The 15,060-nt window shown below is 59.5% G+C and carries 11 protein-coding genes; 10 read left to right on the top strand and 1 reads right to left on the bottom strand.

Features of this window, described 5'->3' with window-relative positions; genetic code table 11:
• Nucleotides 1-505: 505 nt before the first annotated feature.
• The 5 genes from SB749_RS00930 to SB749_RS00910 all read left to right on the top strand — a co-directional run bounded on the left by SB749_RS00930 (nucleotide 506) and on the right by SB749_RS00910 (nucleotide 6,641).
• Nucleotides 506-1,936: a CDP-glycerol glycerophosphotransferase family protein gene (locus SB749_RS00930; protein WP_410708571.1), complete on the top strand. Its 1,431-nt coding sequence runs from the start codon at nucleotides 506-508 to the stop codon at nucleotides 1,934-1,936.
• On the top strand, nucleotides 1,918-2,640 hold the full coding sequence (locus tag SB749_RS00925) for a 2-C-methyl-D-erythritol 4-phosphate cytidylyltransferase (RefSeq protein ID WP_410708570.1): 723 nt from the start codon (nucleotides 1,918-1,920) through the stop codon (nucleotides 2,638-2,640). Before SB749_RS00930 ends, SB749_RS00925 begins: the two co-directional genes overlap by 19 nt.
• Complete coding sequence (locus tag SB749_RS00920; protein ID WP_410708569.1) at nucleotides 2,633-3,739, top strand: NAD-dependent epimerase/dehydratase family protein; 1,107 nt, start codon at nucleotides 2,633-2,635, stop codon at nucleotides 3,737-3,739. Before SB749_RS00925 ends, SB749_RS00920 begins: the two co-directional genes overlap by 8 nt.
• A 100-nt stretch (nucleotides 3,740-3,839) precedes the next feature.
• On the top strand, nucleotides 3,840-5,258 hold the full coding sequence (locus SB749_RS00915; RefSeq protein ID WP_410708568.1) for a polysaccharide pyruvyl transferase family protein: 1,419 nt from the start codon (nucleotides 3,840-3,842) through the stop codon (nucleotides 5,256-5,258).
• Between the two features lie 27 nt (nucleotides 5,259-5,285).
• Nucleotides 5,286-6,641, top strand: a complete 1,356-nt coding sequence (locus SB749_RS00910) for a polysaccharide pyruvyl transferase family protein (protein WP_410708567.1) — start codon at nucleotides 5,286-5,288, stop codon at nucleotides 6,639-6,641.
• A gap of 105 nt (nucleotides 6,642-6,746) precedes the next feature.
• Here SB749_RS00910 and SB749_RS00905 read toward each other — a convergent pair whose 3' ends face one another.
• Entirely contained in the window at nucleotides 6,747-8,564 is a 1,818-nt protein-coding gene (locus SB749_RS00905; RefSeq protein WP_410708566.1) for a glycosyltransferase family 2 protein, read from the bottom strand.
• A gap of 232 nt (nucleotides 8,565-8,796) precedes the next feature.
• Between SB749_RS00905 and SB749_RS00900 the strand changes: the two genes are divergently transcribed.
• Genes SB749_RS00900 through SB749_RS00880 form a run of 5 tightly spaced genes read left to right on the top strand, consistent with a single transcriptional unit; the run spans nucleotide 8,797 to nucleotide 15,022 of the window.
• Complete coding sequence (locus SB749_RS00900; protein WP_410708565.1) at nucleotides 8,797-9,819, top strand: TetR family transcriptional regulator; 1,023 nt, start codon at nucleotides 8,797-8,799, stop codon at nucleotides 9,817-9,819.
• A gap of 11 nt (nucleotides 9,820-9,830) precedes the next feature.
• On the top strand, nucleotides 9,831-11,375 hold the full coding sequence (locus tag SB749_RS00895; protein ID WP_410708564.1) for an ABC transporter substrate-binding protein: 1,545 nt from the start codon (nucleotides 9,831-9,833) through the stop codon (nucleotides 11,373-11,375).
• Nucleotide 11,376: 1 nt separating this feature from the next.
• Complete coding sequence (locus SB749_RS00890; protein WP_410708563.1) at nucleotides 11,377-12,330, top strand: ABC transporter permease; 954 nt, start codon at nucleotides 11,377-11,379, stop codon at nucleotides 12,328-12,330.
• Nucleotides 12,327-13,244 carry an ABC transporter permease gene (locus tag SB749_RS00885; RefSeq protein WP_410708562.1) on the top strand — a complete coding sequence of 306 codons (918 nt, stop codon included), beginning with the start codon at nucleotides 12,327-12,329 and terminating at the stop codon, nucleotides 13,242-13,244. The genes SB749_RS00890 and SB749_RS00885 overlap by 4 nt, the downstream gene beginning before the upstream one ends.
• Nucleotides 13,244-15,022, top strand: a complete 1,779-nt coding sequence (locus SB749_RS00880; protein WP_410708561.1) for an ABC transporter ATP-binding protein — start codon at nucleotides 13,244-13,246, stop codon at nucleotides 15,020-15,022. The genes SB749_RS00885 and SB749_RS00880 overlap by 1 nt, the downstream gene beginning before the upstream one ends.
• Nucleotides 15,023-15,060: the final 38 nt, after the last annotated feature.

Genomic DNA, 15,060 nt, shown 5'->3' with positions numbered 1-15,060 from the left:
GACAGCCCATGAGAACACGAAGTGATCGACTCGGATGCGGTCCGCGGGCGTGTCGTTAAGTTACCGACTGCCACAGGCAAACTGCTAGGCTATCAACGTTAATCGAGAGTGAACGAGTTGCGTCAGCATTTCAAAATCATGCTGGTGAGGGGAACCTGTGGTAGATGAGCTGACAATTGAAAGAATCTCGTGGGAACGTGTGATTCTGACATTTGTCGTCAGGGTTTCCGGGGATACCCCTGACTCGTTCTTTCTGACACCGAACTCGCGTCCATACGAAGTTGAGCTCCCCGTTCGCTCAGAACCGTTGGGGGAGGGGCGTTTTCAGCTCACAATCAACGTGACTCAATTCAATCGACGAGCCCAGGTACCCAACGGAACGTATTACCTAGTTGCTCGACGTGGGGACGTTAACCTTCCGGCGTCCTACCCCCTGGCGAGAGCCGAAGAGCTCGGGGATGCCTCCCGAGCTTTCGTCTACAACAAGAACTTCTCTGCTTACACCGTGACGTTTGGCATCTCTGACGACGAGGCGGCTCCCTATTTCCTCATGCGCACCTACTCCTTCGGTCGTTCCGGAGGTAAGCCCTCGTCTACGGTGGCACGCCTGAAGTCGAAAGCTCGCAAGAAGTGGACGAAGACCAAGCGGAAGGCTCTTCGGACCGTATTCGCCATCTCTGCTTACAAACGGCCGTCTGACGGAAGCAACATCTTGTTCGCATCCGAGGCCCGTCCGAACATGCAGGGCAACCTCAAAGCTGTACATGACCGCATGCTCGAACGCGGTCTCGATTCGCAATTCAACTTCGGCTATTCGTTCCGTACCGGCCGCACCAGCAGCCGCCAGAGTGCGTTCGCGCTGGCGTGGGAGATGGGCAAAGCGAACACCATCCTCATCGATGACTACTTCGCCATCCTCAAGGACCTGGGCAACCGAGATGAACAGAAGATCATCCAGCTGTGGCACGCAGGAAGCGGATTCAAGTCAGTGGGCTACAGCCGCTTCGGGCAGTACGGTTCACCGAATCTGCGAAACGCCCATCGCCTCTATTCGTATGCCATCTGCGGTTCCCAGCACTTGCGGGATGTCTACAGCGAAGCTTTCGGCATCGAGAGAGACGCAGTCCTCGCGACCGGTCTGCCTCGTATCGACGGTTTCCTTAGAGAAGGACGTGCAGAAGAGGTCCTTGTCGACTTCGAGAAGCAGTTCCCGACGGCGAAAGGCAAGCGGAAGATCCTCTTTGCGCCTACTTTCCGCGGTCGCGGCTCCGGAGACGCCCACTACGACTACGACCAGATCGATTTCCGGGAGCTGTACGAGTCGTGCGGCGACGATTCCGTCGTGCTGTTCCGACAGCATCATTTCGTGCCTGATCCGGCTCCGATCCCACAGGAATTCAGCGACCGACTCATCGACGTCGCGTCTTGCCCGGACACCAACGATCTGATGCTCATCTCGGACGTGCTCATTACAGACTACTCGTCGGTCATCTACGAGTATTCGCTGCTCGAGCGCCCGATGATCTTCTTCGCCTACGATCTCGATACCTATTCCGCGACGCGAGGAATGCACAAAGACTACCGGGAAGCCGCCCCGGGAAGCATCGCTACGACCTTCGACGAACTCGTCGAACTGCTCCGCCGACCCCAGTTGAGCAACGAAGCGACGAAGGAGTTCGTCAAAGAGAACTTCGACTACGTGGACACGAACAACTCCGACCGAGTGATCGACACGCTCATCCTCAGCGAGCCTGCCACGGAACCACAGGTGCCTTCCGAAGACGAAGATCACCGTATGTCCGAACGTGTCGGTGAGGAAGATCCCGGTGCGCCCGGGCAAGAAGACCAGCTCAACGACCCGACGGACAACGATTCCGACGGCAGCTATAAGACCGAAGAAGAGGACGAGGAGAACCAATGGCAAACATCGCAGTAGTCTTCGCAGGAGGCGTCGGCGCTCGAATGGCGCACAGCTCTCGTCCGAAGCAGTTCCTGGAGATCCATGGTCGACCCGTGATTGTGCACACGCTCGACATCTTCCAGCAGCACCCGGAGATCGACTCGATCGCAGTCGCCATCCTTCCGCAGTACCGGGAGCACCTGGAACGCCTGATCAAGCGCTATGAACTCGACAAAGTCCAGTGGATCGTCGATGGAGGATCGACCGGTCAGGAATCGCGCCACAACGCTCTCAAAGTCGTCGCTGAACACAACGACCCAGACAGCATCGTGCTAATCCACGACGGTGTCCGTCCCCTCATCGATGCGGACCTCATCTCGAGGAACATCGCGAGCGCCCGTGAGTTCGGTTCGGCAGTCACCTGTACCAAGATGACTGAGACGGTTGTCGTGGAGGAAGGCTCGGGTATTAAGGAAGTCATCCCCCGCGACCCGCTGTGGACTGCGCAGGCCCCACAGACATTCCCGCTCAAGGACGTCCTCGCCGGATACGATCGTGCGGTCGCGGAAGGCGAGAACGACTCAATTGACACCTGCACACTGATGAACGGATTCGGCTACGACGTACACCGTGTGGAAGGGCCGCGCACGAATATTAAGATCACGACTGCCTCGGACTACTACGTCTGCCGGACCTTCCTCACGCTCATCGAGGATAGGGAGGCCTTCGGCGGTGAGTGATGACCGAGCGGTCGTCTCAGCGGCCGAAGCCACCGACGTCGTTCTGTTCGATACTCCTGTCTTCTCTGAAGACGTTGCCCGCATCGCCTCAGCACAGCTGCCGTGGGAGAAATACCGGAACACCGAGATCCTCGTCACTGGTGCCTCCGGAATGATCCCGATGTACATCGTCGGAGCGCTGCTGGCCGCGAACGATGCCCATGACCTCGGGCTTCGTGTCACAGGATTGGTGCGGAACCGAACGAAAGCTGAAGAGCGATTCGGCTCTGCGCTCGAGCGCTCGGATTTCACACTACTCGCGGGCGATGTCATCGATTCGCAGAGCTTTGAACGGAAGTTCTCGACAATCTTCCACGGCGCCTCGCCGGCCCGTCCAAGTCTCCACAAGTCGTCTCCGGTCACGACACTGAAGGCAAACACAGTGGGCACGATCAATCTGCTTGACGCGCTTGTCGAGGCGAGGGGGGAGTCGTTTGTCCTCCTGTCCTCGTCGGAGGTCTACGGTGCGGTCAAGGGTAAAGACCTCATTGGCGAAGATGACGAAGGAACTCTGCAGCATTTCGCCCCGCGGGCCAGCTATTCGGAAGGCAAGCGAATTGCCGAGACCGCACTGGCCGCATATGCCGACGAGTTCGGTATCAGGGGACTCAGCCTGCGTTTCGGGCACATCTATGGACCGGGCATGGCTCTCGATGACGGTCGAGTACAAGCCGATTTCCTCGCCGACGTCATTCGCGGTCGCAACGTGCGAATGATGAGTGCCGGTGCCGCGACTCGGACCTACACGTATGTCGCAGATGCAGTGGAGGGACTGTTCTTCGCTCACCTGCGTGGTGAAGAACAGGTCTACAACATCGCCGATCCTGCCGGGAACATCAGCATCCGTGAACTGGCCGAGACCTTTGCCGCTGCACGGCCGGAGAAGAAGCTCGAGCTGGACTTCGTCAACCCGCGGGACGGGCGATCGTTCTCCCCGGTAGCTTCTCTCGGCTTGGACGCGGCCAAGCTCACCGCGCTCGGGTGGGGCGCGGGAACTTCGCTCACTGACGGCGTCTCCCGGACAGTTCGGACGTTCGAAGACGGTCCGCTCATCGACTGATCGAAAAACACCATACCTCTTTCACTCACCAACCGGTACGACGTGCCACAATTTCGGTAACGACGCTGTTCGTTGCATTGATGAGGAGACCTGAACGTCTATGAGCCCCACCAGAATTCTTCTGCTGACAAACCGTGATTCGGACAATGTCGGAGACCAGATCATCGAGGCCACAGTCCTGTCCATCATCAAAGGCGTGATGAAGAATCTTGGCATCGGCACCGATGACTTCGTCATATCAAGCCGTGCTGCAGGAATCATCTCGAGAAGATACATGGCCACCAAAGACCCAGAGCTGTTGACAGCGGCCCGGGACGAGATTTCGAAAGCTGATCTGATCATCTTCGGTGGGGCCCCGCTCTTCAACTATGCTTATCAGAATTTCTATCGTCGAACGATCGTCACTCTGGAACTGGCGCAGGAGTATGACGTGCCAGTGATCTTCTCGAGCATCGGTGTGGAGAAGTTCGATGCGACGAACAAAAAGAGCCAGGCTCTCAAAAAGGCGCTTGAACTTCCTGTAGTCAAGCAGATCACAACGCGCGATGACATCGAATCACTGCGCAAATATGCTGAAGGCACAGACGTACCGGTTGCTCATGTTGCCGACCCCGCAGTATTGGCCGATATCGTCTATCGGAAGAAGCCTGAACCTGCCCCGGCGCCTAAGCCAGTGCCGTCCGTTCCCGTGCGAGCGAAGCGGAAGCTCAAACGAATTGTCAAAAGCATTGTCGCCAGGTCAGCCGGATCCAGCGTGGCTAAGCCTGAGACAGCCCCGGTTCAACCTGTTGCTAAAGCGCCAGTTGCTACGGAACCGAAGCCTCAACGTATCGGTCTGGTTGTCACCAGAGCGGGAATCTTCGCTGACAACCGAATCGACTTCAGTGAGGATGATCAGCGCAGATTCTGGCTCGAGACGATCGCGCTGCTCGAAGAGAAGGGATACGACTACCGTCTCTTCACCACTGGCCATTTTTCAGATGAAGTTTTCCTCGACACCCTTATCAAGACCTCTGGTATTCCGGCCAAAAAGGCTGCAGTTACGGTGAATTCTCCAGACGAACTCATTCGCGAACTGCGTGGGTGTAGCGGGGTCATCGCCTATCGTTTGCATGCAAGCATCACGTCGTTTGCACTCGGCGTTCCCTCTATCGGACTGTCGTGGAACTTTAAGGTGCCGTATTTCTACGAATCCGTGGGCTATGGGGATCGCGCGCTGAGTCCGGAAGAGTGGCAAGCCGAGAAGGTCGTTACCGCGATCGAGCGCGCAATGCAGGAAGGCATCGCCAAAGACGAAGAATTCCTCAAGTCCGTCTACAACACCCTGTTTACCGGGATCCGAGACGTGCTCGCTCCCGGCAATCCTGCAACCCCCTACGAATTCTCGGAGCTATGGGAAGGGATGCCCCGGCAGTTGGCTACTGGTCCCAAGGGCTACCGCGATAAGGTCAACCGGAAGCTGCGTCGTACTTACGAGAACTACCAGAAGCTATATGACAAAGCACAGTCAACGGATTGATTGTGGACGCTAGAGAAAGAGTCAATCGTGGCACGCACTGAAGTTCTGCTGCTGACTAACCGAGATTCTGACAATATCGGTGATCAGATTATTGAAGCCTCTGTAATCAGCCTGCTGAAAGCGGCTGCAGAGAACCTCGGAATTGCATCACAGTCGTTTATCGTTCGCAGCCGAGCAGCCAGCATCATCAGCAAGAAATACATGAGCACGGGTGACGAGTCTCTGCTCGAGTCGGCTCGACGTGCCATTTCCAGGGCTGACGTAGTAGTCTTCGGCGGAGCGCCATTATTCAACTACGTCTACCAAGTCTTCTACCGGCGAACTATCCGGACGGTCGAACTTGCCGAGGAGTACGGGGTCCCTGTGCTCTTCTCCAGTATCGGCGTGGAGCCCTACAATTACGCAGACGAACGTTCGCTGGCGCTGCAGAGTGCGCTGAGGAAATCCGTCGTTCGCCAGATCACCACCAGAGACGATCTGGAATCGACACAGAAATATGTTGAGGGGACAGGGATTCCTACAGCGCTCGTGTCTGACCCCGCGGTCTTCGCTGATTCGGTGTTTGAGAAGGTGCGTCCAATTGACGATCCGCGTGGACGCAGCCGGAAACGTATCGGCCTCGTCGTCACAAGGTCCGGTGTGTTCCCCGACAACGGAATTCCTTTCAGTGAAGCAGATCAGCGCAATTTCTGGCTTGGAGTGATCGACGAGCTGACAGCGAGAGGCGACGACTATCGACTGTTCACCACTGGTCATTTCGACGATGAGATCTTCCTCGATTCTCTGGTTCGACACCACGGGGTGCAGGGGAAGAAAGCTGCCGTCACTCTCAACTCGCCAGAAGAGCTCATCGAACAGCTTCGCAGCTGTGATGGTGTCATCGCATATCGTCTTCACGCGTCGATCACCTCGTTCGCCTTCGACATCCCTTCAATCGGGCTGACGTGGAATTTCAAGGTTCCGGATTTCTATCGTTCTGTCGATTATCCGGAACGAGCGCTGGAGTCGGCAGATTGGAAGCCTTCGACAGTTCTCAGCGCCCTCGACAGAGCTATGAGCGAGGGCGTGGAGAAGGACGACGATTTCATGATCTCGGTCTATCGAACCCTGTTCTCAGGATTGAAAGGCATCCTCAAACCCAGCGAACAGATCGAACCCTACTCACTTGAGGAGCTCCGAGAGAAGTTGCCACGCTATGCGGGTACATCACGAAAGCAATACCAAGAGAAGATGCGACGTAAGCTTCGTCGATCGTATGGCTTCTACCAGGACAAGATTGCCGCAAACGCAGTGGAACCGTCCGTTGGACAGTCCGGTCGCACACAGCCGCAGTCGCTACTGCGAAGTGTGAGGACTCGGCTGAAGCGTGGATTGAAGCGATAGTGCGTCCCGAGATTCGGCAGACAGCGGAGATGACGGCCGATGCGTAAACGGGTGGTTGCGGCCAGTTCTGTTCAGGAGCTGATTCGTCCTCAGAAGATTGCGTTCTCAGTCTCTGAGCTCAGTCAGTGCTATTTCGACTGAGTTCCCTTCTGCATCTTTCAACTCGATCGCGCAGCCCTGCTTTTTTGCAGCTGAACGAGGGATGACTATTGACGCTTGATCAGTTGAATGGACGATGAATCTGGCAGATTTTGACTTGGACTTGTCGTCTGCTTGATAGGACGCGGCCTTCATGTTCGAAACCGGGCCGCTGATCACGAAGACCATTGAACGTCCGACTTCGAACTGATCAACGACGTGCAGCTCATGTCTCTTGACGGGATCGAGATGCTTCTCAGTGGGTCCCAAGTCGACGGAAAGTCCGTCAGATTGATCGAAGAATACGACGCCTTCGACCGGGTCGCCGATTATGATCGGAGCAGTATCCATCCCTGCTGCCCGGGCTATCCCGAGACGTTCACGGACCACCATTGATGACCACTTCGCTTTGATAAATAGTTCCCAAATGCCGGAATCGGCCAACTTCGAAATCTGAACATCGGTCGAAAATCTCACGCGAGTACCGAAGCTCCGAGTGTACGTCCGAGAAATGTCAATCTTGGACGTGATCTTTGTTCCTAGCTTACGGTGGCGAAGGATGATGTGGGCGCTGTCAGGAGCGCGGCCTAAGCCGGCGACTCCGAACTCGCCCCGGATAATGATCCCGTCTGCCGTCGAAGTAATCGACTCGAGTGATTGGTGGAGCCTGACTCGCAGGTCGCCCACACTGTCACCCGCGCGGGGTTCGTAGACCATTTGTGCGTGTTCCTCATCGAAACTGAGAGGGACGGGCTTCTTCTGCGCCAAAAGACGACTGACGGTCTCAATTTCGTCGATGTCGCCGCGAACGGCAAGATCCACCAGGATCTGTGACTCAGGCACGCCGTGGTCACGGATGTTTGAGTTCCAAAGGGGCGCGACTACTTCGCGGAATTCCTTCACCATGGCTTCACGTTCAGCTCGGTCGTGAGCGGCAAGCATCTTCTTGCCGAACACAGACTTGACCCCTGCTGCTCCGACGATCGGACGCCGGAGCAGATGGTCACGACGCTCGCCTGGCTCGGTATTGTCGACGATCGTCTTAATGAGCGTGAGGATTCGGCAGAGATGCTTACGCGGAGGTTGACCAGTTGCGGTGATATTAGTTCCGTCGTCTCTGCCTCGGAGCCAATAATAGACCTGGTCAGCCAATATCGAAATGTGCGGGCTGTGAAGATAGGCCTTCATCGTGAACGGTTGATCTTCGCCTATCTTGTAGCCGAGCGGGAATCGGATGTCATTATCCAGCAAGATCGACCTGCGAAAAAGTTTCCATGCTCCGAGCGTCGAATGTGCCTTGGAATCGATGAAATCGACGGCGAACAGTGTCTTACCGAAAGCAGTCGAAGGTACGTTGCCGGCCCTCTTCTCCCCGAACAGTCCCATCTTGCCGAGTACGACCCCTGAGCCTGTGCTGTCCGCGACCTCGGTCAGCCGGGAGAGTGCGTTTGGGGAGAATTTGTCATCCGCGTCGAGGAAGAAAACGTAGCGGCCACGGGCTCGTTCGAGTCCAAAGTTACGAGGCGCAGCAGCAGACCCGCTGTTGGGGGTCGAGTGGACGTGAAGGTCGATGCAGTCCGCGGCCAGTTTGTTGAGGATGTTCAGTGAATCGTCTGTCGACCCGTCGTCAACAGCAATAATTTCTAGTGCTCCGGCGTGCATGTCCTGGGCTCTTACGGATTCGACCGTTTCCTGGATGTACTTTTCGCAGTTGTACACAGGGATGACCACGCTGACATCAATCCCGGTTGGGTTGGGGCCTGTCTTTGCGGGCAATTCAGTCATCTTGGCTCCATAGCAGTGTTCACATGTCGCGGGGGAACTCGCGCAAGCTACTATGCTACATCTGCTGTTGCGTGAATCCGTGGAGGCGCGTGGATCATGAAAATGTGCGGGCCCTGGTCGATGGCCCAAATCGAACGTTCGCTTCTGGCTGCCCCTGTGGCTGAGCCACTCGAAGCTATTAAAGCTGCCAGTGTCTATTGCCAAAATCGCAACTTATGTGCAGACTGTAGTGGTGGTCACGACAGGCAATAGTGCTGAAAGCACAGAGACGTCCCTGGTCAGCCGTGTCCGAACCGCCATCAGAGACGCAGGAGTCAACCACAGCGAAGTCGCCCGACGGATCGGGCTCGACGCCAGCAAGCTCTCGAAGTCCCTCGCCGGAGTGCGGAAGTTCCGGGTCGAAGAGGTCTCTCGCATCGCTGAACTCACCGGGGTCACCACCGATTGGCTGACGACCGGCCGGAAGGCACAGCTGCCTCGGCGAGCTATGGTCACCGACATCCCCGCTGCACTCATCGAATCGTCTGCCCGCCATGCCGCAGCTGATGGACGGATTGAGGATGTCGATGGGGAAGCGGCATCCGGAGCTGCTGCTGAGCAGGACTGGATGTCGAAAGGCACCCGCAACCGGCTGAAGATCATCGCCGCGGCCTGGAAACTATTCGCCGACCTCGGCATCGACAAGGTTCGCACCGAAGACGTTGCGGACGTCGCCGGGGTGAGTCCCTCGGCTGTGAACTACCATTTCCGAACGAAAGACCAACTGCTGCAGGCGGCCCTTCGCTACTCCCTCGACATCATCGCTGAGGCGCGCCACCTCAACGCCGACGACCCGATCTCCGTGCTCCGGCACTTTGCCCGCATCCACGCCGGGGTCAACGTCAAGATCCGGCGGGTGTGGTCGATCTGGCTGCAGTGCTGGGCCCGCGCCGCCACGGACGACAACGCACGTGAGAACCTCATGGCCGTCTACGGCGAATGGCTGAGCATGATCGCCAGCCTCGTCGACAGCGGCCAACGCTTGGGACTGATCCGCACCGGCGACACTGCGCTTATGGTCAAATCTCTGGCGATCTTCATCGACGGACTCGGCGTCGCCCGCAGCACAGGTCAGGTGCCTATCGCCGAGGATGAAGCGCTGACCATGCTCGAGAACTACCTCGCCGCTCACGTCCTCCTCGAACCATCCGACGACACCCGACACCCGAAGTCAGACCGGGTCGCCACTGCTGGCCGACTCGACCCGACGTCCTAGGAAGAAGGCACATGAACACACCGAACCGAAGACAAGCGCTGGGCGCGGGCCTTGCCGTGGCCGGCGTGGCGGGCTTGAGCGCCTGCGGCGGAGGGGCCGTCGGCGCCGCCGACGCCGGCGAACCCGTCAAGGGTGGATCTCTGCGTGTCGGCGTCACCGGCGGAAACTCCGCGGACACCGTCGACGCCCACATCCCCGTCAACAGCGGCGACATAGCTCGCACAGTCAATCTCTACAACTGCCTGCTGTCGCGAACCGACGACTACAAGATCCAGCCGGAGCTGGCGGAGTCGTTCGAGCCGAACTCGGATTCGACTGTGTGGACGGCCACCCTGCGCAAGGGCGTCAAGTTCTCGGACGGGCGCGACATCACCCCCGACGACGTCGTCTTCAGCTTTGAACGGATCAACGACCCTGACGATCCGAAGACCGCCTCGTCGAGCTTCACGATGCTCGACAAGGTCGTTGCAACCGGTGAGCGGACCGTCGAATTCAGGCTGTCCGAACCGAACGGTCTGCTCAATGACTCGGTGTCCGAGTACACGACAGGAATCGTCCCGTCCGACTACGATCCGAAGAACCCGGTGTGCTCGGGGCCGTTCAAACTCAAGTCCCACACCCCAGGGCAGTCGACGGTGATCGAACGCAACGAGTACTACTGGCGGGACTCGACCTACCTTAAAGACGTCTCGATCCTCAACTTCAACGACTCTGATGCTCTCATCAACGCCCTTCTGTCCTCGCAGGTCGATGCGATCGCGCAGATACCGCTGGCTCTCGTCGAGGTCATCGATGCCGACGAACGCATGGCCATCCTCAACTCGAAGACAGGTATGTGGCTGCCCTTCACCATGCGCGTGGACAAGAAGCCCTTCGACGACGTCAGGGTCCGGCAGGCCTTCCGCCTCGTCGTCGATCGCGAACAGATGATCGAACAGGTGCTCTCGGGCTTCGGCACGATCGGCAACGACATGTTCGGCCCGCTGAGCGAGAACTATCCGGACTTCCCGCAGCGGAAACGCGACATTCCGAAAGCCAAGAAACTCCTCGCCGAGGCGGGCTATCCAGACGGCCTCGAGGTCGAACTCGTCACCGCACCCATCCAATCCGGCGTCGTCGAAGCCGCTCAGGTCTTCGCCCAGCAGGCCGCCGACGCCGGGATCCGGGTCAAGATCCGCAAGGTCGATGCGACGACGTTCTTCGGGGACGAGTACCTCAAGTGGGACTTCGCCCAGGACTTCTGGTACACCCGCGACTTCCTTCCGCAGTGCGTGTCATGTGCGATGGAAATCTCCCCGTTCAATGAAACCCACTGGGTCGACAAGGAGTTCTCGTCCATCGTGCAGAAAGCACGGGGGATTCCGGAGAGCGACAAACGGAAGAATCTCGAACACGAAGCGCAGAAGATGCTCTACGACGAGGGCGGCTACATCATCTGGGGCTTCGCCAACCAGGTCGACGCCTATCAGAAGTACGTCGGGGGTTTGAAGGAGAACGCCACCGGCAGACCGTTGGGCGGTTGGAGACTTGACCGCGTATGGATCGGAGAGGTCTGACATGTTCGGAAAAGTCATCGGTAAGCGGCTGCTCTTCTCCGCATTCATCCTCCTCGCCGTCTCTCTGCTCGTCTTCGGCGCTACTCTGCTGCTGCCCGGCGATGCCGCCCGGGCGATCCTCGGCCAACAGGCCACCCCGGAACGCATTGCGGCCTTGAACGAACAGCTGGGGCTCAACGACCCCGCTTGGCTGCGCTACCTCCACTGGCTGGGCGGGCTGTTCGTCGGCGATTTCGGAACCTCCTCGGCGTCGGGTGGACCTGTCTCCGAACTGCTCGGCGACCGCCTCGGGGCGTCCTTCATCCTCATGGCACTTGCCGCGGTCATCTCCGTGCCTTTGGGCATCGGCCTCGGTGTCTATCAGGCTCTGCACCGTGGGAAGCGCCGTGACCAGACGATGACCGGCATCTCCCTGGTGCTGGCCTCCATGCCCGAGTTCGTCATCGGCATCGGCCTCGTCGCGCTCTTCGCGACCTCGGTGTTCCAGATCTTGCCGGCCGTGACCCTGGCTCCGCCGGGAGACCCGGTGTGGAAACGCCCCGAACAGCTGATCCTGCCGACGCTGACCCTCGTCCTCGTCGTCACTCCCTACATCGTGCGGATGATGCGAGCGACGATGATCGAAGTCCTCGACTCCGGATTCGTGGAGATGGCGCGTCTCAAGGGTGTCCCTGAGAAGCGCGTGATCATGCGTCACGCTGTGCCCCACGCCCTCGGACCGGTCGCTCAGGTCGTCGCGATCCAGCTGGCCTGGCTGGCCGGCGGAGTGGTCGTCGTCGAGTTCCTCTTCCGCTACCCGGGACTCGGCCAAGCACTCATCGATGCGGTGACCTACCGCGACGTGCAGGTCGTCCAAGCGATCTCCATGCTCGTCGCCGCCGTCTACGTCGTGGTGAACCTGGCGGCCGACGTCGTCGGCATCCTCACCAACCCGAAACTCAGGAGCGCAGCATGAGCACCGACGCCAACAGTCTTGATGACCTCAAGTCCGCGGCCACCGATGCCGCTGAGGTGCCCAAAGAGTCCGCCACCACCTACGTTCCCTTCTACAAACGGGTGCTCGCTCAGAAACAGGGCAAGATCGGTCTGATCATCACTGTGGTCGTCGTGGCGCTCGCCCTGTGCGGACCGCTGCTGCTGCCCTGGGCCACCGGCAACACCGCCACCGAGTTCGTCACGAAGCCATTCAGCCCCTACGGGCTCTTCGGCTCGGACAACCTCGGCCGCGATGTCTTCTCCCGGTTCCTGGCCGGAGGACTGACCCTCATCGTCTATGCGGTGCTCGCCACGGCGCTCGGCATGATCGTCGGTGCCCTCGTCGGCATGCTCGCCGCATACATCGGTGGGACCTTCGACGCTGTGATCATGCGCATCAACGACGTCTTCCTCGCCATCCCGCAGCTCGTGTTCGCCCTCCTGGCCATCACAGTGTTGGGACCTCAAGGATGGGTGCTCGTGACCGTCATCGGCCTCACCCACGCCCCGCGCATCGCCCGCGTCGCGAGGTCCGCGACGCTGGGTGTCATCACCGAGGACTACATCAAGGCGGCCGAGATGTACGCGATGCCCAGGTGGAAGGTGCTCATCCGTGAGCTGCTTCCCAACATCACCGGACCGCTGAGCGTGGAGGCGGGACTGCGTCTGACCTACTCGATCGGCTACATCGCGTCGCTGTCGTTCCTCGGACTCGGTCTGCAGCCGCCCGCGGCCGACTGGGGCCTGATGATCAACGAGAACCGCATCGCCCTGTCCATCCAGCCCTGGGGTGTGCTGCTGCCGGTCGTTGCGATCGCGCTGCTGACCATCGGCACCAACCTGCTCGCGGACTCCTTCGCCCGAGCCACCGCATCAACATCCGTGGAGGCATGATGAGCCCGAAGACAGAGACCGTTCGCCACGATGATGCGAACGAGCCGAACGAGAAGATCGTCCTGCGCGTCAGCGACCTGCGCGTCCTGACCAATGCCGGGGACGAGATCCTTCACGGAGTCGACTTCGCCCTGTCCCGAGGAGAGATCCTCGGACTCGTCGGCGAGTCCGGTTCCGGTAAGACCACGGCCGGCCTGGCCTGCATGGGACACTTCCGGGAGGGCCTGAAATTCGGGTCTGGGTCCGTGAGCATCTGGCCGCGCGGTGACGCCACCCACCTTGAGGTCGGCGACCTCGACGAGGTGGCTCGGCGCGATCTGCGCGGATCCCGCATCGCGTACATCCCTCAGGATCCTGCGCTCTCGCTCAACCCGGCCATGCGTGTCGGCGAGCAGATCCGGGAAGTCCTCGACATCCACGACTTCGGATCCTCGGATCGTGAGCGAGCTGATCGCGTTGCAGAGGTGCTCGTTGACGTCGGCTTGCCCGGGGATCGTGCCTATCAGCGACGCTGGCCCCATCAGCTCTCCGGCGGTCAGCAGCAGCGCATCGGCATCGCCATGGCCTTCGCCATGTACCCCGATGTGCTCATCCTCGACGAACCGACGACCGGCCTGGACGTGTCCACGCAGTCGGTCGTGCTCGACACGATCCGGCAGATGACGGTGGCGAACAACGTCGCCGGTCTCTACATCACCCACGACCTCGCGGTGATCAAGGACATCTCCGACCGAGTGGCTGTGATGCTGCGCGGCGACCTCGTCGAAGAGGGCCCGGTGTCGGCGGTGCTCGAACGTCCGCAGCACGACTACACAAAGATGCTCATGGCAGCGGTGCCGGACTTGGCCGGGCGGAAGACGATCGGTGACGGGGCCGCGGAAGCGAAAGCCGTCGCCGAGGCTGATGAGAAGACACATATCCTCGTGTCGGCGGGGGAGAAGTCCGGCGATTCGGAAACGGAACGGACCGATGCTGACGGGGCGGCTGCCTCGGTGAGGGATGGGGGCGGTGAGGCCCCCTCGGTGACTGCGCCTCTGCTCGAGGTCAAAGATGTGGCGCTCGCCTACGGGAAGACGCAGATCCTCGACGGGATCAACCTGACGCTCGAGCCGGGGGAGTGCACGATGCTGCTCGGAGAATCCGGGTCGGGTAAGACAACTCTGTCGCAGTGTGTGGCCGGGCTCAACGACGACTACAAGGGCTCGGTGAAGCTGCGCGGAACGGAGCTGGCACGTTCGACGCGCAAACGCACGAACGAACAGCGTGTGGGCATCCAGTACGTGTTCCAGTCGCCCTTCTCATCGCTCAACCCGCGACGATCCATCGGTCAGTCGCTGACGGTGCCATTGGAGATGAGCGGTCAGGGAACGGCCGCGAGCCGGAAGGCCGCTGTCGAGGAGGCGCTGGATTCGGTGCGTCTGGGACGGACGTTCTACCACCGGCGCCCCGGTGACCTCTCCGGTGGTGAGCGGCAGAGGGCGGCGATCGCCCGTGCGCTGGTCAACGCACCGTCGGTCATGGTCTGTGATGAGATCACCTCGGCGCTCGACGTCAGCGTGCAGGCATCGATCGTTGCCCTGCTGCGGAGCTTGCGGGAGGAACGTCAGCTGGCGATGCTCTTCGTCACGCACAATATTGCGCTGTCGCGGCATATCGCGGACAATCTTGCCGTGCTCAACAAGGGCAAGATCGTCGACTACGGGCCGACCGCCTCGGTGCTCGAGGATCCGTCGCACGAATACACGCGGGAGCTGATCGCCGACGTGCCGAAGTTCTGAGGGCTTGTGGCACAGTTTGGGGCGGATAGCACCTGTTC

The sequence above is a fragment of the Brevibacterium sp. SIMBA_078 genome, from assembly GCF_046534565.1.
Taxonomy (GTDB): Bacteria; Actinomycetota; Actinomycetes; order Actinomycetales; family Brevibacteriaceae; genus Brevibacterium.
The sequence above is the reverse complement of the archived record's forward strand: the minus strand, read 5'-3'. Positions and strand labels throughout refer to the sequence as shown.